Consider the following 25,254-nt stretch of genomic DNA (forward strand, 5'->3'; position numbering starts at 1 on the left):
TCTGGAGTCTTCCGGGACGATGCCGCTAAATTGAGCTATCAAGGACGCCACGGCAAGCGTAGCGATCACATCGATGCGCAAAATAACTTCCAGGCACACCACAAGACAAATGTGGGAGCTGGCTTGCCTGCGATAGCGATGTTGGATTCACCACCGCTATCGCAGGCAAGCCAGCTCCCACAGGGTTTTGCATTTCAAGGTTTAAGCGGCGTCAGGCATATTGCGCGGCGGCATAACCCGACGCCCAAGCCCACTGGAAGTTGAACCCGCCCAGGTGACCGGTCACATCCAGCACTTCGCCGATGAAGTAAAGCCCCGGGCTTTTCAGCGACTCCATGGTCTTGGACGACACTTCGCGCGTGTCAACGCCACCCAGCGTTACCTCGGCCGTGCGATAGCCTTCAGTGCCCGCCGGCACCAGTTGCCAGCTCGACAGCTTTTGCGCGATGTCGGCGATTTCGGCGTGGGTGTACTGCTTCATCGGTTTGGATGCAAACCAGGTGTCGGCCAGCAAGTTGGCCATCTTCTTGGTGAAGATCTCACCCAGCAGGGTTTTCAACTCGCTGTTGGGGCGCTCGACCTGTTGCTGTTGCAGCCAGGCGTGGGCGTCGTGGTCGGGCAGCAGGTTGATTTCCACTGTGTCGCCGGTTTCCCAGTACGAGGAAATCTGCAGGATCGCCGGCCCGCTCAGGCCGCGGTGAGTAAACAGGATGTTCTCGCGAAAACTCTGGTCGTTGCAGCTGACCAGGCAGTCCACTGAGGTGCCGGACAGCTCGCCGCACAAGTCCTTGAGCTGGTTGGTGATGGTAAACGGCACTAATCCTGCGCGGGTCGGCAGCAGTTCGTGGCCGAACTGCTTGGCTACCTGATATCCGAACCCGGTAGCGCCCAGGGTCGGAATCGACAGGCCGCCCGTGGCGATCACCAGGGATTCGCAGCGCAGCTCACCCAGGGTGGTTTGCAACTGATAACCGGCTTGCAGCTTGGCAATCTCCTGAACCGACGTGTCCAGGTGCATGCTCACGCCGGCTTGAATGCATTCATCGAGCAGCATGCCGAGGATGTCGCTGGACTTGTTATCGCAGAACAACTGGCCGAGCTTTTTCTCGTGGTACGGCACGCCGTGCTTGGCCACCAGCCCGATGAAATCCCATTGGGTGTAGCGGGCCAGGGCAGACTTGCAGAAGTGCGCGTTGTGCGAGAGGAAGTTGGCCGGCTCGGTGTACATGTTGGTGAAATTGCAGCGGCCACCGCCGGACATCAGGATCTTTTTGCCGGCCTTGTTCGCGTGGTCGATCAACATCACCTTGCGCCCACGCCCGGCGGCCGTCAGCGCGCACATCAAGCCTGCGGCGCCGGCGCCAATGATCACAACTTCGGTCGAGCGCACAGCAATGTCCTCACAAAAAAATTGATCTGAAATGCAATCAAATGTGGGAGCTGGCTTGCCTGCGATGGCATCAACTCGGTCGATCTGTCAGACCGAGTCGCCTGCATCGCGGGCAAGCCCGGCTCCCACATTGATTCGGTTCCTTCAACAGGAACGCGGTGCTGTTACAGGATGCGCACGCGCAACGAACGGCCTTTGATCTTGCCGTCATTCAAACGCTGCAGCGCCTGCTTGGCGATCCCGCGCTCCACGGCCACAAAGGCCTGGAAGTCGAAGATCGCGATCTTGCCGACCTGGGCACCAGGGATGCCGGCGTCACCGGTCAATGCGCCGAGGATGTCGCCCGGGCGAACCTTGTCTTTACGGCCGGCGGCGATGCACAGGGTGCTCATCTGCGGCAGCAACGGGCCGCCGCTTTGTGGCTTGAGGTTGTCCAGCTGGTCCCAGTTCAGCGGCGACTTCTGCAGTTGCTCGATGGCCTGGGCGCGGTGCGCTTCGGACGGCGCCACCAGGCTGATGGCGATGCCGGTTTCGCCAGCGCGGCCGGTACGGCCTACACGGTGAATGTGGATTTCCGAGTCGCGGGCCAATTCGACGTTGATCACCATGTCCAGCGAGTCAATGTCCAGGCCACGCGCGGCCACGTCGGTGGCGACCAGCACCGAGGTGCTGCGGTTGGCGAACATCGCCAGTACCTGGTCACGGTCGCGCTGTTCCAGGTCGCCATGCAGGCCGACGGCGGAGATGCCCTTGGCCGTCAGGTGATCCACGGTTTCCTGCACTTGCTGCTTGGTAAAGCAGAACGCCACGCACGAGGCCGGGCGGAAATGCGCCAGCACCTTGGTCACGGCGTCCATGCGCTCCTCCGGCGAGATCTCGTAAAAGCGCTGCTCGATCTGGTCGTCGGAGTGGAACGCTTCAGCCTTCACTTGCTGCGGCGCGCGCATGAACTTGGAGGCCAGCTGCTTGATGCTCACCGGGTAGGTGGCCGAGAACAGCAGGGTCTGGCGGCGTGGCGGGGTCTTGCTGATGATGTCTTCGATGGCGTCGTAGAAGCCCATGTCGAGCATGCGGTCAGCTTCGTCGAGGATCAGTGTGTTCAAACCGTCCAGCACCAGCGAACCCTTGCGCAGGTGCTGCTGGATACGGCCCGGGGTGCCGACGATGACGTGGGCGCCGTGTTCCAGCGAGGCAATCTGCGGGCCGAGGGACACGCCGCCGCACAGGGTCAGCACCTTGATGTTGTCTTCGGCACGCGCCAGGCGACGGATTTCCTTGGCGACCTGGTCGGCCAGCTCACGCGTCGGGCACATCACCAGCGCCTGGCAGCCGAAGTAGCGCGGGTTGATCGGGTTCAACAGACCGATGCCGAAGGCGGCAGTTTTGCCGCTGCCGGTCTTGGCCTGGGCAATCAGGTCCAGCCCCTTGAGGATCACCGGCAAGCTTTGCGCCTGGATCTGCGTCATCTCGACATAACCCAGCGAGTCGAGGTTAGCCAGCATGGCGGCGGAGAGCGGCAAAGTATTAAAAGCGGTGGCGATGGTAGTCACGGGACTGGCTCTGCAAAACAAAATGTCGCGCAGTGTACCAGTCTCGTGGGAATTTCCCCGCAAGTTCTAGACGAGAAGCCTGTTAATGCTCGATGTCGTGCTCGGGGCTGACCACGCGTTTGCCGTCTTTTGGCGACAATTGCAGGAAGATCGCCGCCGCCAGCATCGCCATGATGCCCACGGTGAGAAAGGTCAGCTGGAACGCGCCGAGCACGCTTTCCACCCCGTCGTTGCCCGCTTCGGCAGTAAAACCGCCGAGCAGCGCACCGGCGCACGCTACCCCAAGGCTCAGGGACAGTTGCGCCACCACCGAGAGCAAACTGTTGCCGCTGCTGGCCTGGGCGTCATCGAGGTCGATCAGGGTGACGGTGTTCATCGCGGTGAACTGCAAGGAGTTGATCGCGCCCAGCACCGCCAGCATTCCCAGTAGAAGCGGATAGGGCGTGTGCTCGCTGACCAGGCCCATGCTCGCCAGCATGATGCCCAGCGCCAGGGTGTTGCCGGTCAGCACGATGCGGTAGCCCAGGCGCTCGATCAACGGCCGGGCGATGGACTTGGCAAACATCGCCGCCGCCGCCAGCGGCAACATGCTCATCCCGGCTTCCGAGGGCGAATAACCCAGCGCCACCTGCAACAGCAGCGGTACCAGGAACGGCAGCGCGCCGCTGCCGAGCCGCGCAAACAGGTTGCCTAGAATGCCCACGGCAAAGGTGCGCGTCTTGAACAGCACCGGCGAGAACAGCGGGTTGTCGATATGCCCGGCGCGCAGCCAGTACGCCGCCAGGCACGCCAGCCCGCCAAACAGCAGCAACATCACGCGCAAATGCGGCAAGTGCAATTCGCCCAGGCCTTCCATGGCGATGGTGATCAGCACCATCGCCGCGCCAAACAGCACGAACCCCACGCTGTCGAAACGCGTGCGCTCGCTGCCGCGCAGGTCGGGGATCAGTTTCCACACGGCGTAGCAACCGATCATGCCCACCGGCAGGTTGATCAGGAAGATCCAGTGCCAGGTCAGGTATTGCACCATCCAGCCGCCCATGGTCGGGCCGAGCAACGGGCCGAGCAGGCCGGGGATGGTAATAAAGCCCATGATCCGCACCAGTTCGGAGCGCGGATAAGCGCGTAAGACCACCAGCCGCCCCACCGGCAGCATCAGCGCGCCGCCCAAGCCCTGGATGACCCGCGCGCCTACCAACATGGTCAAGCTGCTGGACAGGGCGCACAGCAGCGAGCCAATGCTGAACAGCATGATCGCGCCAAAGAAGATTTTCTTGGTGCCGAAGCGGTCGGCGACCCAACCCGAGGCCGGGATCAGCAAGGCGACGGTGAGCATGTAAGCAATCACCACGCCTTGCATGCGCAGCGGGTTTTCCGCGAGGTCCCGGGCCATGGCCGGCAGTGCCGTGTTGAGAATCGTCCCATCCAGCGACTGCATGAAGAAGGCAATCGCCACCACCCAGGGGAGCCAGCGGGCGGTCTTGGCGTCGAGAGGGGCGCGATTGGGCATGAGCTACCTTTTTGTTAGCAGGCTATGTGTCGGCGATTATGCGCCATCCGTCGCTCCTTTTCCCACTGGCGGTTCGTCTAAATCTGACAATGTCGCGTGCGCTCCGACCAGATAATCCAGCAGCGCCCGGTGCACCGCCAGCGCAGCCTCGCGGGATTCAAGGTCGAGCAAGTGGCCGGTGTGTTCGGCGACGGCGAAGGTGCTGCGGCCCACGTATTTTTTGAACAGTTGGGCCTCCGCGGCCGGGGTGTACTCATCCAGCGCGCCGTTGATGAAATGCACCGGCGTTTCGATCTGCGTGAGCGCCGGCAAGTAGTTGCCATCGCCCAGCCCCAGTACCTGGTGGATATGAAAGCGCGCTTGGCGGTACTCGGTGGTGGCCATGTTCGACAGGTGCCGGTGGTTATTGCGCTTGAGGCGCGGTGACAGGTACTTGCCAACGGTCTCGTTGAGCAGGTGGCCAACGGCAGACTTGTCATCCGCTTCGATCAGCACGCGCACGCGCTCCACATAGTCGAGCATGGCCTGGTTGAGATTGGGCGCCAGGGCCATCACCACCGAGCTTTCGATAGAGGGCGGGTTGTGCGCCAGGGTCAGCAGCGTGGAGATGCCGCCCCAGGAGGCCGACACCAGGTGGCTGACCTGGAAGCGTTCCACCAGGGCACGCAGGATTTGGACTTCGTCGTCCTTGGTGACCAGGTCAAGGTTGCTGTTGTGCTCGCGCGAAAGGCCGGAGAACGGCAGATCGAACAGCAGCACATTGAAGTGTTCCGCCAGGCACTTGCTGGTGCGGGCGAAGGAGCGGGTGGTGGACAGTGCCCCATTGACCATCAGGACGGTTTTCTTTTCCGAATCGTTACCGAGCTGCTCAACGTGAACGTTGTAGTGTTTGAACAGCCCTTCTATGACAAAACTTCCATGGTCCATGTCAACGCTCCAGCTTGCCCAATCCAGGCAAGGTCATGCATCACGTGCGCACACGTGGGGTTGGTGGCGGGGTGCCACTAACCGTTATAACGAGGTTTTTTACGGGCGACAACATGCCGCACGGGGAGAAGTATGAGATGGGATTTTTCGGTAGGAAGGAGCTAAACGAGGGTGTAAGGAACGAGCACAGAACAGTGTGGGAGCTGGCTTGCCTGCGATGCAGTCACCTCGGTGTATCAGTGACACCGCAGTGATGCTATCGCAGGCAAGCCAGCTCCCACAGGGGGGTCGCAGTGCTTATAAGGTGAGAGTCAGGCGTTTGACCAAGGCGCCTGGCAACAAGTTGGACGCGGTATTGCGCTGGCTATACGTACTGGCCGACAACAGCAACTCACGCTCAGCGGTCAGCGCCTCGAGCTGCGAGCCGAGCAAACTGTAGACGCTGTCATCAAAGCGCATGGTGCTGACCGGCGCCTTGATCTCGCCGTCTTCCACCCAGAACGTGGCAAAGCGCGTCATGCCGGTCAGGCGGGCGGCCGGCAAATCCGAATAGTTCAGGTACCACAGGTTGCTGATGTACAGCCCGGTACCCAACTGCTTGAGGATATCGGCCTGGGCGAGGCCGCCCGCCGCCATCTGCAAGGCGCTGGGCGACTCGTCGCTGCTGGCGCCGTTGGTGCTCAGGCCGTATTCGGCGGCGCTGCGCGAGTTGATCAACTGGCCCTCGGCCTTGCCCGCGTTAATCAGCGTCACGTCCCCGCGCGGGTAGCCTTCGGTGGAGAACGCCTGGCTCAGCGAGCCGCTGATCTGCTCATCGACTTTGACCAATGGGCTCAACGACTGCTCACCGGCATACAGCTTTTGCAACGAGCTGGCTTTGCTGGCGATGGCCTGAGCGGAAAACCCGCCCCAGGTGATGATGCTGATGATTTCTTCCAGCGCCGCGGGGGCGAGGTAGGCGCGGTACTGCCCGGGGGCGAGCTTGTGCAGTGGGCGGCCAAGAAACTCTAGTTGCTCGCGAGCCTGCTGCAAGCGTGCGCTGAATTCGGCGCTGTCCCAGGTGTGCCCGGCGTAGCTGGCTTTGACCGCTTCGCCGTTGGCGTGGAACAGGCTGAAATCGAAGTTGAAGCTGTTGGCCTGATGCCAGCCAAACGCGCCGTCCGAACTGGCGAACCCTCGGGTGATCGGGCCAGCAGCGTAAAAGCCGACCAGGTCCACGCCTTCTGCGGCCTGGCTGATGTCTTCCAGCACTTGGGCCAGTTCCGGCAGCGGTCGTAGCTGCTCGTTATGGCTTTGCCAGGCATTGTGGTTCAGCAGCAGGTACGGGTCCTGTGGCAGCAAAGGCAAGGTTTCGCGCAACTGTTGCAGGCCATCGGCGAGGCGCTGGCGGTCCAGTTCCGGCTCACCGGCCAAGGTAATGCCGAGGTCGGCGTGGCGGCCGTCGTTGATCAGCTTGAGGTTGAGGCTGGCCTGTTGCACCTGGCCGGCCTGGCGCACCTGGGCGTGGTTGAAGCGTACGAACTCGGATGATTCGTCTGCGTAGCCGAGGTGAAATTGTTCCTGGTCGGTGATGGCCTGCTTGAGCCAGTCCACCAGTGCCTTGAAGTTGTTCATCAGGCATCTCCCCCAAATACGTCGACATCACTGAATACACACGCCGGTGACGCGTGACCCACGCGAATCACCTGGTTGGGCTCGCCTTTGCCGCAGTTCGGCGTGCCCAACACCTTGAACGTGCTGGCGTCGCCGACGGCGCTGAGCTTGCGCCAGAACTGCGCAGAAATTGCACGGTAGTTGGGGTTCTTCACCACGCCTTTAAGCTCGCCGTTTTCGATCAGTTGGCCCCACTCGCAGCCGAACTGGAACTTGTTGCGCGCATCATCAATGGACCATGAGCGGTTGGTGCTCATCAGAATGCCGTGCTCGATGCCGCTGATCAGCTCGGCCTGGGTTTTGTCGCCGGCCTCGATGTTCAAGTTGGCCATGCGGTCGATCGGCGCGCGGTTCCAGCTGCACGCGCGGCTGTTAGCGACCCCGCCGAGCCCCGAGCGAAATTGCGACAGCGCGCCGCCCAACGGCTTGAGCAGCAGGCCATCGCGGATCAGGAACTGCTTGGTGGCGCGGGTGCCGTCGTCGTCATGGCTGTAGCTGGCGAGCTGCTCGGGGATGTCCGGGTCGAAGGTCACGTTGAGCAGCGGTGAGCCGTATTGCAGGTGGCCGAAGTCGCTGGCCTTCACAAAGCTGGTGCCGGCGTAATTGCGCTCATCACCCAGGATGCGGTCCAGTTCCAGCGGGTGGCCGATGGACTCGTGGATCTGCAGGATCATCTGGTCGGGCATCAGCAGCAGGTCGCGCGGGCCGTTGGGTGTGTTGGGCGCGAGCAGCAGTTGCAGGGCTTCGTCGGCCACCTGGCGGGCGGCGCCGGCCAGGCCGAAGCGGCGAATCACGTTCGCACTGCCTTGCTGGCCGAAGTTGGTGCCGCCCAGGGTGCGGGTCTGGCTGTCGTTGCCGTCAAACGCGGTGACGCTCAGGCCCGGGTAGACGAAACGCTGAGCCTGGCGCAGTTCGGCACCGGCGCTGTTGAGGTAGATCTGCTCCACACGGGTGGTGCCCAGGCTGACTTCCCAGCTGACCAGGCGCTCGTCCTTGGGCACGCTGGCAGACTCATCGCCCAACAATTGGTAGCAGTCGCTCAAGGACGGGAAGGGCTGGTCGAGGTCCGGTGACAGGTAGTCGGCGACGTCACTGGAGACCGGCTGCGTGTGCAGGTCGAGCAGGGCGTGGGGCAAGATCCGCCGGGCTTGCTGTTCAGCGCGCTCAAGGGCGGCTTGCAGGCCGGCAAGCGAGATGTCGTTGGTAGCGGCGTAGGCTTCCACGCCGTTGAGACGCACGGTGAGCATGGCGCCCTCGTCGTGGTTCAGGTGTGGTGGCTCGGCGACGTTCTTGCGGACCGACAGGTATTGGCCGGATTCGCGGACGTAACGCAGCGAGAAAAATTCGGCGCGGGTGCGCAGGGCACTGAAGTGCTTTTTGAGAGTGGCGTGGTGATCGAACATGGGGCCTTCCTTGTGGGCGGCTCATCGCGGGCAGGCAACAGAGTAGGCCTGGGCTGGGAGCTGATCAAGGAAAGAGGTTTTGCAGCGTCTGGTCGGGCCCTATCGGGGGCAAGCCCCCTCCCACATTTTGACCCTGTGCACCCGATCAAGTGTGGTAGGGGGCTTGCCCCCGATAGGAGCGCCGCGGTGTATCAGTTACTGCGCGGTCGGGCCGACTTCACGCATCGGCTTGCCACGCACCGGCGCATCGCCTGCGACGTAGTAGTCGGCGGTGCTGCGCGGCAACGGTTGGCGGCCACGGATCTTGTCGGCGATTTTCTCGGCGATCATGATCGTCGGCGCGTTCAGGTTGCCGGTGGTGATGATCGGCATGATCGACGCATCCACAACGCGCAGACCCTGCATGCCATGCACACGGCCTTCGCCATCCACTACAGCCATCTCGTCGGTGCCCATCTTGCACGAGCAGGATGGGTGGAACGCGGTCTCGGCGTGCTCGCGGATGAACTTGTCGAGTTGCTCGTCGGTTTGCACTTCAATACCCGGGCTGATTTCGCGGCCACGGTAGGGGTCCAGCGCCGGCTGCTGCATGATTTCACGGGTCAGGCGGATGCCGTCACGGAATTCCTGCCAGTCCTGCTCAGTGGCCATGTAGTTGAAGAGGATGCTCGGGTAGTCCCGTGGGTTCTTCGACTTCAATTGCACGCGGCCACGGCTTGGCGAACGCATGGAACCCATGTGGGCCTGGAACCCGTGCTCTTTCACACCGTTGCTGCCGTTGTAGTTAATCGCCACCGGCAGGAAGTGGTACTGGATGTTCGGCCATTCGAATTCCGGACGCGAACGGATAAAACCGCCGGCCTCGAACTGGTTGCTGGCGCCGATGCCGGTGCCGTTGAACAGCCACTCGGCACCAATCGCAGGCTGGTTGTACCAGAGCAGCGACGGGTACAGCGACACCGGTTGGGTGCAGGCGTATTGCAGGTACAGCTCAAGGTGGTCCTGCAGGTTTTCGCCGACGCCTGGCAGGTCATGAACCACCGGGATGTCGAGGCTTTCGAGCAGTTTGGCCGGGCCCACACCGGAGCGTTGCAGCAGTTGCGGCGAAGCGATTGCGCCGCTGCACACCAATACTTCTTTGCGCGCGCGGGCTTCAACGCGCTCTTCGGCAGCGCCGATCAGGTAACGCACGCCAACGGCACGCTTGCCTTCAAACAAGACTTTGTCGGTGAGGGCGTGGGTGACGATGGTCAGGGTCGAACGCTTTTTAGCTGTGTCCAGGTAACCGCGTGCGGTGCTGGCGCGACGGCCTTTAGGCGTGACAGTACGGTCCATCGGGCCGAAGCCTTCTTGCTGGTAGCCGTTCAAGTCTTCGGTGCGCGGGTAGCCGGCCTGCACGCCGGCTTCAACCATGGCGTGGAACAGCGGGTTATTGCCGGCTTTCGGCGTGGTCACGCTGACCGGGCCTTCGCCACCGTGGTAGTCGTTCGGGCCGATGTCGCGGGTTTCGGCTTTACGGAAATACGGCAGGCAGTCGAGGTAAGTCCAGTTTTCCAGACCTGGCAGCTTCGACCAGTTGTCGTAGTCCATCGCGTTGCCACGGATGTAGCACATGCCGTTGATCAGCGAGGAGCCGCCCAGGCCCTTGCCGCGACCGCATTCCATCCGGCGACCGTCCATGTGCGGCTCTGGATCGGTTTCGTAGGCCCAGTTGTAGCGGCGGCCTTGCAGCGGGAACGCCAGCGCGGCCGGCATTTGGGTACGGAAGTCAAAACGGTAATCCGGGCCGCCGGCTTCCAGCAGCAGGACGGTGACGCCTTCGTCTTCGGTCAGACGGGTCGCCAGGGTGTTACCGGCGGAGCCGGCACCCACAATGATGTAATCGTATTCTTGGGACATTGGATGCACCCTCTTTGAAGTGTGGTCAGGTCGGGCCTCATCGGGGGCAGCCCCCTCCCACAATTTGAATTGTGAATACCTTCAAATGTGGGAGGGGGCTTGCCCCCGATGAGGCCTCGCAGGCAATACAACGCTCGGGTGTTAGAACACCGAGGCGTAGTCGCCCAGCTCAACCTGTACCGATTTGATGCGGGTGAAGTTGTTCAGCGAGCTGATGCCGTTCTCACGGCCCACACCGGATTGCTTGTAGCCACCGACCGGCATCTTGGCGTCGGATTCGCCCCAGGCGTTGATCCAGCAGATACCCGCTTCCAGCTGATGAATCACGCGGTGAGCGCGGTTCAGGTCTTTGGTCACAAGGCCAGCAGCCAGGCCGAAGTCGGTGTCGTTGGCACGGCGGATCACTTCTTCTTCGGTCTCGTAAGTGAGGATGCTCATCACTGGGCCGAAGATTTCTTCACGGACGATGGTCATCTCGTCGGTGCAGTCGGTGAACACGGTCGGGGCCACGTAGGCGCCTTTGGCGAAGTTGCCATCGGTCAGACGGTCGCCGCCGCACAGGACGCGGGCGCCTTCTTCCTTACCTTTGGCGATGTAGCCGAGCACGCTTTCCATGTGGGCGAAGCTGACCAGCGGGCCGAAGTTGGTGTTCTCGTCTTGCGGGTCGCCGATGCGGATGCGCGCAACACGCTCAACAATCTTGGCTTCGAAGGCCGCCTGCAGGTGCTTAGGCACGAACACGCGAGTGCCGTTGGTGCAGACCTGGCCGGAGCTGTAGAAGTTGGCCATCATCGCGATGTCGGCCGCGCGATCCAGGTCGGCGTCTTCGAACACGATCAGCGGCGACTTGCCGCCCAGTTCCATGGTGACTTCTTTGAGCGAGGAGCTCGAAGCGCTGGCCATGACTTTCTTGCCGGTGTCGGTGCCGCCGGTGAACGAGACTTTCTCGATGCGCGGGTGCTCGGTCAGCCAGGTGCCGACTTCACGGCCGCTGCCCGTCAGGACGTTGAACACGCCAGCCGGCACGCCAGCTTCGGTGTAGATCTCGGCCAGTTTCAGGGTGGTCAGCGAGGTGACTTCGCTTGGTTTGAAGATCATCGCGTTACCGGCAGCCAGGGCCGGTGCGGATTTCCACAGGGCGATCTGGATCGGGTAGTTCCACGCGCCGATACCGGCCACCACGCCCAGCGGCTCGCGGCGGGTGTAGACGAACGACGTGTCGCGCAGCGGGATCTGCTCGCCTTCGATGGCCGGCACCAGGCCTGCGTAGTATTCCAGCACGTCGGCGCCGGTGACGATGTCGACGTATTGGGTTTCGGAGAAGGCTTTACCGGTGTCCAGGGTTTCCAGCGCGGCCAGCTCATCGTTGCGCTCGCGCAGGATGTCGACGGCACGGCGCAGGATGCGCGAACGCTCCATGGCGGTCATCGCGGCCCAGATTTTCTGGCCTTTTTCGGCGCTGACCACGGCACGTTCAACGTCTTCCTTGGTAGCACGTTGCACTTGGGCGAGAACTTCACCGTTAGCCGGGTTGATGGCTTCGAAGGTGGCATCGCTGCCAGCGTCGCTGTAGCCGCCGTCAATGTAGAGTTTTTGCAGTTCGAAACGGGCCATAAAGTCCTCGCAAGTGCATAAGTGGTTGGCGTTACCCGCCGCCGGTGAGCCATGGGGTTTCTGGCAACACTGAGCGGCAGACGTTCAGGGGTTGAGCGGTTATGTGTGCTCTAACTCACCTGCTTGGCCAATTGGAAATCCATGTATTCGTAAGCGATCCGTTGCGCCTGCTCCGTGTCGAAAGCGTCTCCCGACAGGGCGCCGCGCAACCACAAACCGTCGATCAGGGCCGCCAGTCCTCTGGCTGCTTTGCGTGCGTGCGGCAGCGGCAGCACTCGGCGGAACTGGCAGCACAGGTTGGAATACAGACGTTGATCGTTGATCCGCTGCAACCTGTGCAATGACGGGTGATGCATGCTGGTGGCCCAGAAGGCCAGCCAGGTTTTCATTGCCGGTCCGTTGACCTGGCTGGCGTCGAAGTTGCCCTCGATGATCACCCGAAGGTGCGCCCGTGGGCTGTCGTCCTTCAGCGCTTGCCTGCGTTCGTGGACGTTCTCGATCAGCACATTCATCAAGTACCGCATCGTCGCGGCGATCAGGCCGTTCTTGTCCTGAAAGTAGTGACTGATGATGCCGTTCGAGACGCCGGCCAAACGGGCGATCAGCGCAATGCTGGCATCTCCCATTCCGACCTGATCGATGGCCGTCAAGGTGGCTTCGATCAACTGCTGGCGGCGTATGGGTTGCATACCGACCTTGGGCATGTAGCACCTCTCCTTAGGCCTGCCGTTGGGCGATAAACGTCCGTCGGCTTGAAGGCCAGTCTATTTTGTTTTGATTGAACGTTCAATCAACAAAGAATAAGATCTGCGACAAATGGTCGCGACCTGCAGATATTTCCTACCTGTGAGCCACTGCCTCTGACACCTGCAAAAACCCTTGAAACAGGCCGTATCAGGGCCTGGCCGCTGCTTCGGCGCGGCTCAAGAATTTTCGGGGTGTCTTTATAACACCCGTCCGTCGACTGCCGAAAAATCGATGTCCCGGGATAACCGTTGCCTTGTGTTTCTCTCTCGCACTGCCCGGAGCATCTGCGCCATGAGTTCTGCCTCTCTTATAAAGACCCCGCCGGAAAAGGTCCGGGTCAACGGTTGGGTGTTCTACACCTCCACCGCGCTCATTCTATTGTTGACCGCCATTCTGATCATCGCCCCGCAGGAGGCCGGGCGCATGCTCGGCGTAGCACAGGCGTGGCTGTCGAAAAGCTTCGGCTGGTACTACATGGTGGTCATCGCTGCCTACCTGGTGTTTGTGGTCGGCCTGGCGTTTTCGTCCTACGGCAAGTTGAAACTGGGCAGCAAGGACGACACCCCGGACTTCAGCTACGGCGCCTGGGCCGGCATGCTGTTCTCGTCGGGCATCGGCATCTCGCTGTTGTACTTCGGTGCCTCGGAGCCGTTGGACCACTACTTCAACCCGCCCGAAGGCGCGGCTGCCAGCAATAGCGCGGCACGCCAGGCGCTGCAACTGACGTTCCTGCACTGGGGCCTGCACGGCTGGGCGATCTATGCCTTGGTCGGCCTGGCCGTGGCGTACTTCGCGTATCGCCATAACCAGCCGCTGGCCTTGCGTTCGGCGTTGTACCCGCTGGTGGGCGAGCGTTGGGTGAAGGGCGCGGCCGGCCACGCGGTGGACGGCTTCGGCATGTTCGTGACCCTGCTGGGCCTGGTGACCAACCTGGGGATTGGCGCGATGCAGGTGTCGTCGGGGCTTGAAAACCTGTTCGGCATGGCGCACAGCAACACCAACCTGTTGATCGTGATCATCGTGATGAGCACCGTGGCGACCATCGCCGCCGTGTCGGGTGTGGAGAACGGCATTCGCCGCCTGTCCAACCTCAACATCGTGCTGTTCAGCGGCTTGCTGATCTTTGTGCTGTTGTTCGGCCCGACCCTGCACCTGCTCAATGGCTTGGTGCAGAACACCGGTGACTACCTCAACGGTATCGTGCTGAAAACTTTCGACCTGTATGTGTACGAAGGCGACGCCGACAAGACCGAGCGCTGGATGGGCCTGTGGACGCTGTTCTACTGGGCCTGGTGGATTTCCTGGGCGCCATTCGTGGGCATGTTCATCGCGCGTATTTCCCGTGGCCGCACCGTGCGTGAACTGGTGGCCGGCGTGCTGCTGATCCCGCTGGGGTTCACCTTGGCGTGGTTGTCGATCTTCGGTAACTCGGCGCTGGACCTGGTGCTCAACCACGGTGCCGTGGAGTTGGGCAAGACGGCGCTGGAACAACCGTCGATGGCCATCTACCAATTGCTGGAGCATTACCCGGCGTCGAAAATTGTGATCGGCGTGTCGATCTTCGTGGGCTTTGTGTTGTTCCTGACCCCGGCGGATTCCGGCGCGGTGATGATGGCCAACCTGTCGTGCAAAGGCGGCAATGTGGACGAAGATGCGCCGCACTGGCTGCGGATCTTCTGGTCGGTCGTGATCACCCTGGTGACCATCGGCCTGCTGTTTGCCGGCAACTTCGAAGCCATGCAAACCATGGTGGTGCTGGCGGGGCTGCCGTTTTCGGTGGTGCTGATTCTGTTCATGTTCGGTTTGCACAAGGCCATGCGCCAGGACGTGGCCATCGAACAGGAGCAAGCGCAATTGGCTGAGCGTGGCCGCCGTGGTTTCAGCGAGCGTCTGACCGCGCTGGACCTGCAACCGAGCCAGGCCACCGTGCAGCGCTTTATGGACAAGCATGTCACGCCGGCGTTGGAAGAGGCGGCGACGGCGTTGCGTGAGCAAGGGCTGGAAGTGCAGACCTTGTTGGGCAAATCCAAGCGTTGCATCGGTGTGCGCATCGAGATGGAAGAGGGCAACCCGTTTGTCTATGAGGTGAGCCTGGATGCTTACTCGTCGGCACCGAGCGACTTGCCTGAAGAAGAGCGCACGCGTTACTACCGGGCCGAGGTCTACCTGCACAACGGACCTCAAGAGTACGACCTGATGGGCTTTGCCCAGGAACAGATCACCCGGGACGTGCTCGATCAGTTTGAAAGCCATCGGCAGCTCCTTGGCCGTGTCTATAGCTGATAGTTGAAGACGGGTGGTGTCCTCACCGACACCACTGAGTCCAAATATGTAAACAGCACTAAATGTGGGAGGGGGCTTGCCCCCGATAGCAATGTGTCAGTCAGTACTTCTGTTACTGATACACCGCAATCGGGGGCAAGCCCCCTCCCACATTGACCCAGTTTCTACATTGAGATGTGCAGTGTTTGTCAGCCCAGGTTCTTGCCTAGCAGGGCATGGTAAAGCTCGCTGTCCCCCAAAATCCCCACCACCTGGTTGTTGTTATGCAGCACCAGCTTGTTGCCGGTGTGATAACGAATCTGCAATGCATCGCGCATGCCGATATTGGAATCCACCAGCGTCGGTACCCGGCCCAACCCTTCCACGGCTTGCCCCGGTGCCCAGTTCTGCAGGTTCATCACCGCGCCATTCTGGCGGGCGCCCTGGATCGTGTTGCCTTCGGCCAGGTCCAGCCAGGAATCGCCGCCCGGATCGAGGCACACCGAGCCGTTGACCCGCGTGCAGTTGTCCAGCGTGCGCATCAGGCTACGGCCGCACAGCACGTTCAGCGGGTTGGTATGCGCGACGAAGGTGCGCACATAGTCATCCGCCGGGTTCAGCACGATCTCTTCCGGCACGCTGTACTGGATGATCTTGCCGTCTTTCATGATCGCGATGCGGCTACCCAATTTGAGCGCCTCATCCAGGTCGTGGCTCACAAACACAATGGTCTTGCTCAGCTTGCGTTGCAGCTCCAGCAGTTCATCCTGCAGGCCCTGGCGGATCAGCGGGTCGAGGGCGGAGAAGGGTTCGTCCATCAGCAGGATATCGGCGTCCATCGCCAACGCGCGGGCCAGGCCGACGCGCTGCTGCATACCGCCGGACAACTCGTCGGGCTTCTTGTTGCGCCATTGGGCCAGGCCCACCAGTTCGAGCTTTTCATCCACCAGCGCGCGGCGTTCTTTCTCCGGACGGCCCTGCATCTCAAGGCCGAAGCTGATGTTTTCACGCACCGTCAGCCACGGCATCAATGCGAATTTCTGGAACACCATGGCGATGCGCTTGGTGCGCATCATTTTCAGCTCGGCCGGCGTGCATGAAGCGATGTCGATCTGGCGACCTTCATGCTCCACAAACAGTTGGCCACGGCTGACGGTGTTGAGGCCGTTGATGCAGCGCAGCAAGCTCGACTTGCCGGAGCCGGACAGGCCCATCAGCACGCAGATCTCGCCTTTCTCGATGTCCAGGCTGGCTTTTTCAACGCCGACAATCTGCCCGGTCTTTTTCAGGATTTCGTTGCGGTGCATGCCCTGGTCGAGCAGCTTGAGGGCTTCGCGCGGGTCTTTGGAGAAGATCACATCGACATTGTCGAATCGGATAATGCTCATGCATCACCCCCTACTTTGGCGTCGGGTTGTTTGCAGATGCGGTCGAGCATGATGGCCAGCAACACGATAGCCAGGCCGGCTTCAAAGCCCAGGGCGATGTCGGCGGTGTTGAGTGCGTTGACCACCGGCTTGCCGAGGCCGTCAGCGCCCACCAGGGCCGCGATCACCACCATCGACAACGACAGCATGATGCATTGGGTAATGCCGGCGGCAATGCTCGGCATGGCGTGGGGCAGTTCAATGCGTGAGAGCAACTGACGGCGCGAGCAGCCAAAGGCCTTGCCGGCGTCCATCAATTCTTGCGGCACATCACGGATGCCCAGGTAGGTCAGGCGGATCGGCGCGGCAATCGCGAACACCACCGTGGAAATCAGCCCAGGCACCACACCCAGCCCGAAGAGGGTCAGGGTAGGGATGAGGTAGACGAAGGTCGGCACGGTCTGCATCAGATCGAGCACCGGCCGCATCAGGGTGTAGAACATCGGTTTGTGCACGGCAACAATGCCCAGCGGCACGCCGATGACCACGCAGACCAGGGTGGCGAACAGCACCTGCGCGAGGGTTTCCATGGTTTCCTGCCAGTACCCCAGGTTCAGGATCAGCAGGAAGGAGGCGATGACAAACACCGTCAGGCCCCATTTGCGTTGAATGAAGTGAGCGAGTAGCGCAATCAGACCGATCAATGCCAGCGGATTGAACCAGGTCAGCGCAAACGTCACGCCGTGGATCATCGTTTCCAGGGTCGATGCGATTGCGTCGAAGTAGTTGGCACCGTGTTGGGTCAACCATTCGACGAAGGCAGCGATGTACTGGCCTAGTGGGATTTTATGTTCAGTCAGCATGGTAGTGAATGTCCACATGCGAAGGGGAAAACATCCCGGGCCAGCGCACCGGCCCGGGGTCAGCGATTACTTGTCCAGGTAAGCTTTGACGGCCTCCAAACCGGGTTTGCCATCCACGGTGGTCACACCGGCCAGCCAGGTGTCGAGCACTTGCGGGTTCTTCTTCAGCCAGGCTTTGGCCGCGGCGTCAGGCTTCATCTTGTCGTCAAGGACGTTACCCATCAGGGTGCTTTCCATGTTCAAGGTGAACGACAGGTTTTTCAGCAATTGGCCAACGTTGCTGCATTCCTGGGTGTAGCCCTTGCGAACGTTGGTGTAGATGGTGGCCTGGCCGTAGTTGGGGCCGAACGAGTCGTCACCGCCGGTCAGGTACTTCATCTTGAAGCGGGTGTTCATCGGGTGCGGTTCCCAGCCCAGGAACACGATGGCCTGGTCACGCTTGGAGGCGCGTTCCACTTGCGAGAGCATCCCGGCTTCGCTGGACTCGACCACTTTGAAGCCGGCGGTTTTCAGGCCGAAGGCGTCTTTGTCGATGAGGGTCTGGATGGTGCGGTTGCCGTCGTTACCCGGCTCGATCCCGTAGATCTTGCCGCCCAGTTCATCCTTGAATTTGACGATGTCGGCGAAGTCTTTCAGGCCCTTGTTGTACAGCGCCTCCGGGACCGCCAGGGTGTATTTGGCGTTTTCCAGGTTGGCGCGCACGGTTTCCACGGTGCCGGCATCACGGTACTGCTTGATGTCGTTTTCCATGGTCGGCATCCAGTTGCCGAGGAAGATGTCCATGTTCTTGCCGTCGGCCAGTGACTTGTAAGTCACCGGTACCGAAATCATCGTGGTGCGCGGCTTGTAGCCCAGGCCCTTGAGGACTTCGCTGGTGGTCGCGGTCGTGACGGTGATGTCGGTCCAGCCGACATCGGAGAAGTTGACGGTCTTGCACTGTTCCGGTTCTGCAGCGTGTGCCACAACTGGCAGACTCAGCATGGCGGCCAACAACAACGAGGGTGAACCTTTCATCGGGGTAGACTCCTGTGTCTTTTCTGGCGGCATTCGCCGCGCTTTATATGTGTTGCGGTTGGGGCGTGCATCGAGGCGACGGCACGGTGCCTTGCAAACGAGTCGAGACTGATCATGTACCAGTGAAAATCTGACGCCTACAGGGGGCGTCGTATCCAGTACAGGGATGGTCGTATCCAGTGTCGGTGACGTCGCTTACAGGTTTTTCCAATGGCAAAACCGCAGTTTTTACCGATCTGCACCGCTAAAAACGGCCAAAACGCCCGATCGCACGAGGGCGGCGTTGGTGAGCATGGTTACGTCGGTGTGAGACGCCGTGAGGGCAAGCAAAAGCTTGATGATGCCGCCATCTGGGCGATCTGAGCGTAGCACCTCGTTCAAGCCTGGCCGTGCTTATCGAGGAGTTCTACCGCAATGGCTATCAGTGTTTTCGACCTGTTCAAGATCGGCATCGGGCCTTCTAGTTCTCACACCGTCGGCCCCATGCGCGCCGCGGCGTTGTTCGTCCAGGCATTACGTGAACGTGAACTGTTGGAACAGGTCAGGCGCGTTGAAGTTCAGCTGTACGGCTCCTTGTCGGCCACCGGCATCGGCCACGGCAGCGACACCGCCACCATCATGGGCCTGATGGGCGAATGGCCGGACGCAATCGACCCGACGCACATCGGCCTGCGTATTCATACCCTGCGCGAGACCGACACGCTCTTGCTCGACGGCCGCCTGCCGGTGCCCTTCGTCTGGGCGCGCGACATGCGCCTGCTTGACGAAAACCTGCCGTTTCACCCTAACGCCATGACCCTTGTGGTGTTCGGCGATGACGGCGAGCTGCACCGCGATACCTACTATTCGGTCGGCGGCGGTTTTGTGGTGGACCAGGCCCAGGCGCAAAGCGGCGTGGCGGATATGGACCGCACCGAGCTGCCGTACGATTTTTCCAGCGCTGTAGAGCTGTTGCAGCTGTGCAAAACCCATAACCTGCGCGTGGCCGAGTTGATGCTGGCCAACGAAAAGACCTGGCGCGGCGAAGAAGAAATCCGCAGCGGCCTGATGAAACTCTGGCGCGCCATGCAGGATTGCGTGGAGCAGGGCCTCAAGCACGAAGGCATCCTGCCCGGTGGTTTGAACGTGCGGCGCCGCGCCGCCAAGTTGCACCGCAGCTTGCAGGAGTTGAACAAGCCGAATGTGATTGGCTCGACCTTGAGCGCGATGGAGTGGGTCAACCTGTTCGCCCTGGCGGTGAATGAGGAAAACGCAGCGGGTGGGCGCATGGTCACCGCACCGACCAATGGCGCGGCGGGGATCATCCCGGCGGTGCTGCACTACTTCATGAAATTCAGCGACGAGGTGACCGAAGCCAACGTGGTCGACTATTTGCTCAGCGCGGCGGCCGTGGGAATTTTGTGCAAAAAGAACGCCTCGATTTCCGGCGCCGAAGTCGGCTGCCAGGGTGAAGTGGGTTCGGCGTGCGCCATGGCCGCGGCGGGGCTGGCGGAAATCCTTGGCGCCACGCCGGAACAATTGTGCAACGCCGCCGAAATCGGCCTGGAACACAACCTCGGCCTGACCTGCGACCCGGTGGGCGGGCTGGTGCAAGTGCCGTGCATCGAGCGCAACGCGATTGCCGCGGTAAAAGCCATCAACGCGGCGCAGATGGCGCTGCGTGGCGATGGCCAGCACTTTATCTCCCTGGACCGGGTGATCCGCACCATGCGCGATACCGGCGCGGACATGCACGACAAGTACAAGGAAACCTCGCGGGGCGGGTTGGCGGTGAGTGCTGTCGAGTGCTGAGACCGAGTTGCGGCTAATCGGGGGCAAGCCCCCTCCCACACTTGAAGGTATTCACAATTCAAAAGGTGGGAGGGGGCTTGCCCCCGATAGCGGTAGTCCGTCCAACACTGCTCATAAAGTGAACACCCGGCCCCAAAAGCGCCACCTTTTAGCGCGTCGCAAACAGACAAGTAGCCCTCAGACGATTCCTCGCCCGACCACCCGTCACCTGTGCGTGCGGTGACAGACTTTTCCCACGCGCTCAAAGCGCCTTCCCACAAGTGCTACCGATCTGCTCACACCCCGTGAGCAGGCTCACTCCAGCGGCCTTTTCGGGGCCTATCCCGCACTCCTTACGCGGGCTTATATAGACGCGTCATCAGGTCGTTTTCAGGAGTTATTGAATGGCCATTCAATTTTAGGCATGGCATTTGCTCTATCAATTCAAAGCCTCTCCTTTCCAGGGTGAGCGCAATAACAAGAGCCTCGCCTGAGGCCATCACCCGCTTTGTGTGAGGAGATACCGCGATGACGTCGTTCAACTCCGGGGCTCAACCCCAGAACCGTGCGCCTCAATCCATCGGCTTTTTGCTGCTGGACAATTTCACGCTGATTTCCCTGGCCTCGGCAGTGGAACCGCTGCGCATGGCCAACCAGCTGTCCGGCCGCGAGCTGTATCGCTGGACAACCCTGAGTGTCGACGGCAACCAGGTGTGGGCCAGCGACGGTCTGCAAATCACCCCCGATGCCTCCATGCACAAAGCCCCGGCCCTGGACACTGTGATCGTGTGCGGCGGCGTGGGAATCCAGCGTACCGTTACCCGTGAGCACGTCTCGTGGCTGCAAAGCCAGGCGCGTCAGTCGCGTCGTCTTGGCGCGGTGTGCACCGGCAGTTGGGCCCTGGCCTGCGCCGGTTTGCTCGACGGTTTTGATTGCAGCGTGCACTGGGAATGCCTGGCGTCGATGCAGGAAGCCTTCCCGCGCGTGGCCATGAGCACGCGCCTGTTCACCCTCGACCGCAACCGCTTCACCAGCTCTGGCGGCACCGCGCCGTTGGACATGATGCTGCACCTGATCAGCCGCGACCACGGCCGTGAATTGTCCGCCGCCATCTCCGAAATGTTTGTGTACGAACGCATCCGCAACGAACAGGATCACCAGCGCGTGCCGCTCAAGCACATGCTCGGCACCAACCAGCCGAAGCTGCAGGAAATCGTCGCGCTGATGGAAGCCAACCTCGAAGAGCCGATCGACCTGGACGAGCTGGCGGTGTACGTCGCCGTGTCGCGTCGTCAGCTGGAGCGGTTGTTCCAGAAATACCTGCACTGCTCGCCGTCGCGCTACTACCTTAAGCTGCGCCTGATCCGTGCACGGCAGTTGCTCAAGCAAACACCGATGTCGATCATCGAAGTGGCCTCGGTGTGCGGGTTTGTGTCCACGCCGCACTTCTCCAAGTGCTACCGCGAATACTTCGGCATTCCGCCGCGCGATGAGCGCGTAGGGTCCAACACTACCCAACAAGTGGCGATGATGCCGATTCCACAGGCGCTGGTGTTGTCACCGTTGTCCGGGCCGATGTCGGCGTTGAGCCAGGCCAGGAACGAGTCTACGTTTGCGAGTGTCAGGCTCTAACCCAACCTGGTGGCGAGCGGGCTTGCCCCGCGTTGGGCTGCGCAGCGGCCCCAAAACCGCGTGTTGAGGTTCGTCTGATACACCGCATTGCCTGGATTGGGGCTGCTGCGCAGCCCAACGCGGGACAAGCCCGCTGGCCACAGGGGATTGTCAGGCGCCGGAGTTCTGCTTGAACTGCACCAACGCCGGCAACAACTGCTTGTCGATCGCCTGGCGTACGGCCGGCAAGATCGTCGCACTGCCGGTGTACATCTGTTCCACCATGCTCTTGAGCGCCTTGGCCCGCGCAGCGCTCAAACCACGTACCGCGCACTCGCAAGCCTGCTCGGCGGTGGCACCGCTGGAGACTTCAAAACCCAGCGAGCGCAGTTGGCCCAGCAGGTCATCCTGGTCAATCAAATCCGCGTGCATCATGACGTTCATCCTGGTGTAGGGAGCGGGGACTGACTGGGATTCTGGTAGGCCCCCGGCCGGTCGGCAAGGGCAGAATTGACGAATGGCTCATATGGCTATGAGCAGGTCGTTTTCGGGTCATTTACCGACAGAAGTATTAGGCACACTGAATGCCAGGCACGCAGCTTGAAGGTTTGGTCACCCTCGGGATGTCACGCTCACACCAAGCACTCTGCCCCGGTCTTGTCACGGCTTGATCGGGGCTTTTTTTGCCTGGGTTTTGTGGTGACTGCACTGGCCTCTTCGCGAGCAAGCCCGCTCCCACATTTGACTGCATTCCAACTTTGGAACTCGGTCTAATGTGGGAGCGGGCTTGCCCGCGAAGGCCGCACCTCGGTCTACCTTTGCAACACCAATATCCTGGACAACAACTCATCCCGGTCGATGTAACACCCCTGGAAATGCCGCGCCCCGGAGGCCGGGTCAAACGCATTGCGCGCATGCAACGTGCGGTGGTTATCAAAGCACCACAACTCCCCCGGATTCAGCCGTTTGACCAGCCTGAAACGGTCCTCGCGGGTCATCGCAATAAAGCGCCGATACGCGCGATACAACAACGGCATCTGCTCCACCGGCGCCTCGAACGGCCCGCGCAAAAAGTTGGCCATGCGGATCTCCGCCACGTCTCCCAAGGCATCCAGCGCAATGATCGGCGCCAGGCGGCGGTAGTCGCTGTGACGGTCTTTATTGCGAAACTCCACGGGGATTTCACACAACGCACGAAACGCTTCAGGGTCTTCGCTGCGCAGTGCATGGGCGATGGCGAACCCGTCGACAAAAATGCTCTCGCCGCCGGTGGCCTCGTTCACCAGGCAATGCAGAAATTGCAGCCCCGGTTGCAACTCCCGCGTTGGCAAATCGCTGTGCAACGGCAGGTTGAAAGCGGTGTAGGCATTGCTGTCGGCATCGGCCTTGGACCGCACGTTGAACAGCACACCGAAGTTGCTCTCGCGGATAAACGAAATGCGCTTGGCGATCAGCGCCAGCGAGCCAGGTTCGGTGGGCACGCCACGGATTTGCGTGAGGCCCGCGTCACGCAAGGCCAGCAACCATTGCAGCAAGATGTTCGGATCCTCCATCACGCCCACATAGTCGAAAACGGGCAACGCGAAGGTGCTGTCCCATCGCTGCGATGCTGGTTTGGCTGCACGGCGTTCGGCGCGTGATGCGTCGTCATAGGCATGGGCGCGCAACCAGCCCGGATCGTAGTGGCTGCGATGGCCGCCGCTCCATTGCACGCTCAGGCATCCCTGATCGATCTGCGCGCTGACGGCAGTCAGGTGTTCGTCCACATCGACAATCTCGAACACCTGCTCGCGGGTCACGCTGTACACGCATTGCGCGCACGGGCAGTTGTCGCGCAGCCACTGATGATGAAATGGGCTAACCCGGCCATCGGCCCATCGCACGCGTAGCTGATCGGTCAGCACCTGCACCTCGGCGAGGTTGCTGATGGTTGGGTAAGTACGAAAATCGGCAACAGCGGCGGCGGTTTGCATGGGGGCTCCTTATTGTTTTTTGGGCGGCAATCCAATCACGCGGCCGAGGAGAGCGGGGCGTGGCAACTCGGCCTGCTGCGCGCGGATCGCGCTGAGTTTTTCCAGGGTGGCCTCGGTGAACGGCGCCGAATGCGGACCGGCGAGGTCGACGTGCAGCAGCATCTGTTCGTTGCCGGCCAGTTCCTTCTCCTCTGCGACCAGGTGCAGGCTGTGATAGAGGTGCAGGCGCTTGGCATCGTGGGCGATCAGCTGAGTGCGCACCTCGACCTCGGCACCGAGTTTCACCTCATGCAGGTAATTCAGGTGCAGTTCCAACGTGAACAGTGAATGGCCGCTGGCCTCACGGTTTTCACTGTCCAAACCCAGGGTGTCCATCAGCGCGTCGGTGGCGTAGCTGAAAATCAACAGGTAGAACGCATCGCGCAGGTGGCCGTTGTAATCCACCCAGTCGGGCTGGATCTTTGTGGTGTAGGTGGTCAGTGCAGGCATGTCTGGGATTCCAGGTCATTACTCGGTCAACTGTGGGAGCTGGCTTGCCTGCGATGGCGGCGGTGAGTCGTACACCGCTGTCGCAGGCAAGCCAGCTCCTACAGGAAATCAACAGCAGTTACTCGGCGAAGCTCATACCGTGCTTGGCTTTGGTGGTCTTCACCGCCTCCAGCACCGCCAACAGGCAATCATCACGATAGCGCTCCAGCGCCGAAATGCTGTGTGTGCCCAACTGATCGCTGGTGCCATCGACCACATCGTCGATCAACTTGTCGGTCAACTCCGGTGCCGGCAAATACGTCCACGGCAATTGCAGCGCCGGGCCGAACTGCGCCATGAAGTGGCGCATACCGGCATCGCCGCCCGCCAGCGTGTAAGTGAGGAAGGTGCCCATGAACGACCAGCGCAAGCCGGCGCCAAAGCGGATCGCATCGTCGATTTCGCCAGTGGTCGCCACGCCGTCATTCACCAGGTGCAGCGCCTCACGCCACAACGCTTCGAGCAAGCGGTCAGCGATAAACCCCGGCACTTCCTTACGCACATGCAGCGGGCGCATGCCAAGGGATTCATACACCGTGATCGCCGCCTGAATCGCTTCGGGCGCGGTGTTTTGGCCGCCCACCACTTCCACCAGCGGCAGCAGGTAAACCGGGTTGAACGGGTGGCCGACCACGCAGCGTTCCGGGTGGGTGGAACCTTCGTAGAACTCACTCGGCAACAGACCCGAAGTACTCGACCCAATCAGTGCATTCGGCTTGGCCGCTGCGCTGATTTTGCTGTGCAGTTCCAGTTTCAGCGCCAGGCGTTCCGGGGCGCTTTCCTGGATGAAGTCGGCGTCTTTCACGCACGCTTCAATAGTGTCGACAAAGCGCAGGCGGTCTTGGGATGCACCCGGTGCCAGGCCTTGTTTTTCCAAGGCGCCCCAGGCATTGTCGACGCGTTTGCGCAGGGCCGCTTCAGCGCCGGGCGCCGGGTCCCAGGCGACCACATCCAGGCCGTGGGCGAGGGCGCGGGATACCCAGCCGCTGCCGATAACGCCGCTGCCGAGGGCGGCGAAGGTTTTGATTTCGGTGATAAAGCGCATGTCGACGTTCCCTGAATAATTCGGTGATCAATGTGGGAGCTGGCTTGCCTGCGATTGCGGTGTGTCAGTTGGAGTATTCGGTGCTGGTGTACCGCTATCGCGGGCAAGCCCGGCTCCCACAGGGTGCA

Annotated in this window: 20 protein-coding genes; 4 read left to right on the top strand and 16 right to left on the bottom strand. The window is 61.3% G+C overall.

The annotated features are described in order from the left end of the window. Positions 1 to 211 precede the first annotated feature (211 nt). From L8K08_RS25070 to betI, 9 genes are all read right to left on the bottom strand, one after another. The gene (locus tag L8K08_RS25070; RefSeq protein WP_242200611.1) at positions 212 to 1,390 is read right to left on the bottom strand and encodes an NAD(P)/FAD-dependent oxidoreductase; all 1,179 of its coding nucleotides are present in this window, start codon (positions 1,388 to 1,390) and stop codon (positions 212 to 214) included. Between the two features lie 164 nt (positions 1,391 to 1,554). Then, on the bottom strand, positions 1,555 to 2,892 hold the full coding sequence (gene dbpA, locus L8K08_RS25075) for an ATP-dependent RNA helicase DbpA (protein ID WP_232626477.1): 1,338 nt from the start codon (positions 2,890 to 2,892) through the stop codon (positions 1,555 to 1,557). Between the two features lie 130 nt (positions 2,893 to 3,022). Beyond that, on the bottom strand, positions 3,023 to 4,450 hold the full coding sequence (gene mdtD, locus L8K08_RS25080) for a multidrug transporter subunit MdtD (RefSeq protein ID WP_242200613.1): 1,428 nt from the start codon (positions 4,448 to 4,450) through the stop codon (positions 3,023 to 3,025). 36 nt (positions 4,451 to 4,486) lie between these two features. Continuing rightward, entirely contained in the window at positions 4,487 to 5,377 is an 891-nt protein-coding gene (locus L8K08_RS25085) for an alpha/beta hydrolase (RefSeq protein ID WP_242200615.1), read from the bottom strand. Positions 5,378 to 5,674: 297 nt separating this feature from the next. Then, positions 5,675 to 6,991 (bottom strand): TldD/PmbA family protein, encoded by a 1,317-nt coding sequence (locus L8K08_RS25090; RefSeq protein WP_242200617.1) that lies wholly within the window; start codon positions 6,989 to 6,991, stop codon positions 5,675 to 5,677. Next, positions 6,991 to 8,433, bottom strand: coding sequence for a TldD/PmbA family protein (locus L8K08_RS25095; RefSeq protein ID WP_242200619.1), 1,443 nt, complete (start codon positions 8,431 to 8,433; stop codon positions 6,991 to 6,993). The genes L8K08_RS25090 and L8K08_RS25095 overlap by 1 nt, the downstream gene beginning before the upstream one ends. 195 nt (positions 8,434 to 8,628) lie before the next feature. Then, the gene (gene betA / locus L8K08_RS25100; RefSeq protein WP_242200623.1) at positions 8,629 to 10,332 is read right to left on the bottom strand and encodes a choline dehydrogenase; all 1,704 of its coding nucleotides are present in this window, start codon (positions 10,330 to 10,332) and stop codon (positions 8,629 to 8,631) included. 141 nt (positions 10,333 to 10,473) lie between these two features. Beyond that, positions 10,474 to 11,946 carry a betaine-aldehyde dehydrogenase gene (gene betB / locus L8K08_RS25105; protein ID WP_106575609.1) on the bottom strand — a complete coding sequence of 491 codons (1,473 nt, stop codon included), beginning with the start codon at positions 11,944 to 11,946 and terminating at the stop codon, positions 10,474 to 10,476. 110 nt (positions 11,947 to 12,056) lie between these two features. Continuing rightward, the gene (gene betI / locus L8K08_RS25110) at positions 12,057 to 12,650 is read right to left on the bottom strand and encodes a transcriptional regulator BetI (RefSeq protein WP_145157581.1); all 594 of its coding nucleotides are present in this window, start codon (positions 12,648 to 12,650) and stop codon (positions 12,057 to 12,059) included. A 391-nt stretch (positions 12,651 to 13,041) separates the two neighbouring features. On the opposite strand from betI, the gene L8K08_RS25115 reads away from it, so the two are divergent. After that, positions 13,042 to 14,976, top strand: a complete 1,935-nt coding sequence (locus L8K08_RS25115; RefSeq protein ID WP_242200749.1) for a BCCT family transporter — start codon at positions 13,042 to 13,044, stop codon at positions 14,974 to 14,976. A gap of 188 nt (positions 14,977 to 15,164) precedes the next feature. On the opposite strand, the gene choV is transcribed toward L8K08_RS25115, so the two are convergent. The 3 genes from choV to L8K08_RS25130 all read right to left on the bottom strand — a co-directional run bounded on the left by choV (position 15,165) and on the right by L8K08_RS25130 (position 18,199). After that, positions 15,165 to 16,343, bottom strand: coding sequence for a choline ABC transporter ATP-binding protein (gene choV, locus L8K08_RS25120; RefSeq protein ID WP_106575606.1), 1,179 nt, complete (start codon positions 16,341 to 16,343; stop codon positions 15,165 to 15,167). Next, a complete protein-coding gene (gene choW, locus L8K08_RS25125) occupies positions 16,340 to 17,185 on the bottom strand; it encodes a choline ABC transporter permease subunit (protein WP_242200625.1) in 846 nt (281 codons plus the stop codon). Before choW ends, choV begins: the two co-directional genes overlap by 4 nt. A gap of 66 nt (positions 17,186 to 17,251) precedes the next feature. Further along, positions 17,252 to 18,199, bottom strand: coding sequence for a choline ABC transporter substrate-binding protein (locus tag L8K08_RS25130; RefSeq protein ID WP_145157577.1), 948 nt, complete (start codon positions 18,197 to 18,199; stop codon positions 17,252 to 17,254). Positions 18,200 to 18,409: 210 nt separating this feature from the next. On the opposite strand from L8K08_RS25130, the gene L8K08_RS25135 reads away from it, so the two are divergent. From L8K08_RS25135 to L8K08_RS25145, 3 genes are all read left to right on the top strand, one after another. Then, entirely contained in the window at positions 18,410 to 18,562 is a 153-nt protein-coding gene (locus L8K08_RS25135) for a hypothetical protein (RefSeq protein ID WP_178119641.1), read from the top strand. 51 nt (positions 18,563 to 18,613) lie between these two features. Further along, positions 18,614 to 19,990 (top strand): L-serine ammonia-lyase, encoded by a 1,377-nt coding sequence (locus tag L8K08_RS25140; RefSeq protein ID WP_242200627.1) that lies wholly within the window; start codon positions 18,614 to 18,616, stop codon positions 19,988 to 19,990. Positions 19,991 to 20,497: 507 nt separating this feature from the next. Continuing rightward, entirely contained in the window at positions 20,498 to 21,601 is a 1,104-nt protein-coding gene (locus L8K08_RS25145) for a GlxA family transcriptional regulator (protein WP_005792167.1), read from the top strand. A 150-nt stretch (positions 21,602 to 21,751) separates the two neighbouring features. Here L8K08_RS25145 and L8K08_RS25150 read toward each other — a convergent pair whose 3' ends face one another. The 4 genes from L8K08_RS25150 to L8K08_RS25165 form a co-directional block, all read right to left on the bottom strand. After that, on the bottom strand, positions 21,752 to 22,015 hold the full coding sequence (locus L8K08_RS25150; RefSeq protein WP_145157573.1) for a hypothetical protein: 264 nt from the start codon (positions 22,013 to 22,015) through the stop codon (positions 21,752 to 21,754). A 377-nt stretch (positions 22,016 to 22,392) separates the two neighbouring features. Then, complete coding sequence (locus tag L8K08_RS25155; RefSeq protein WP_242200630.1) at positions 22,393 to 23,553, bottom strand: gamma-butyrobetaine dioxygenase; 1,161 nt, start codon at positions 23,551 to 23,553, stop codon at positions 22,393 to 22,395. A gap of 9 nt (positions 23,554 to 23,562) precedes the next feature. Continuing rightward, positions 23,563 to 24,042 carry a thioesterase family protein gene (locus tag L8K08_RS25160; protein WP_242200633.1) on the bottom strand — a complete coding sequence of 160 codons (480 nt, stop codon included), beginning with the start codon at positions 24,040 to 24,042 and terminating at the stop codon, positions 23,563 to 23,565. Between the two features lie 118 nt (positions 24,043 to 24,160). Next, complete coding sequence (locus L8K08_RS25165) at positions 24,161 to 25,126, bottom strand: L-carnitine dehydrogenase (protein WP_242200637.1); 966 nt, start codon at positions 25,124 to 25,126, stop codon at positions 24,161 to 24,163. Positions 25,127 to 25,254 lie beyond the last annotated feature (128 nt).

Source organism: Pseudomonas sp. TREG-RG-20F-10-E-6-01, assembly GCF_022662455.1.
Taxonomy (GTDB): Bacteria; Pseudomonadota; Gammaproteobacteria; order Pseudomonadales; family Pseudomonadaceae; genus Aquipseudomonas.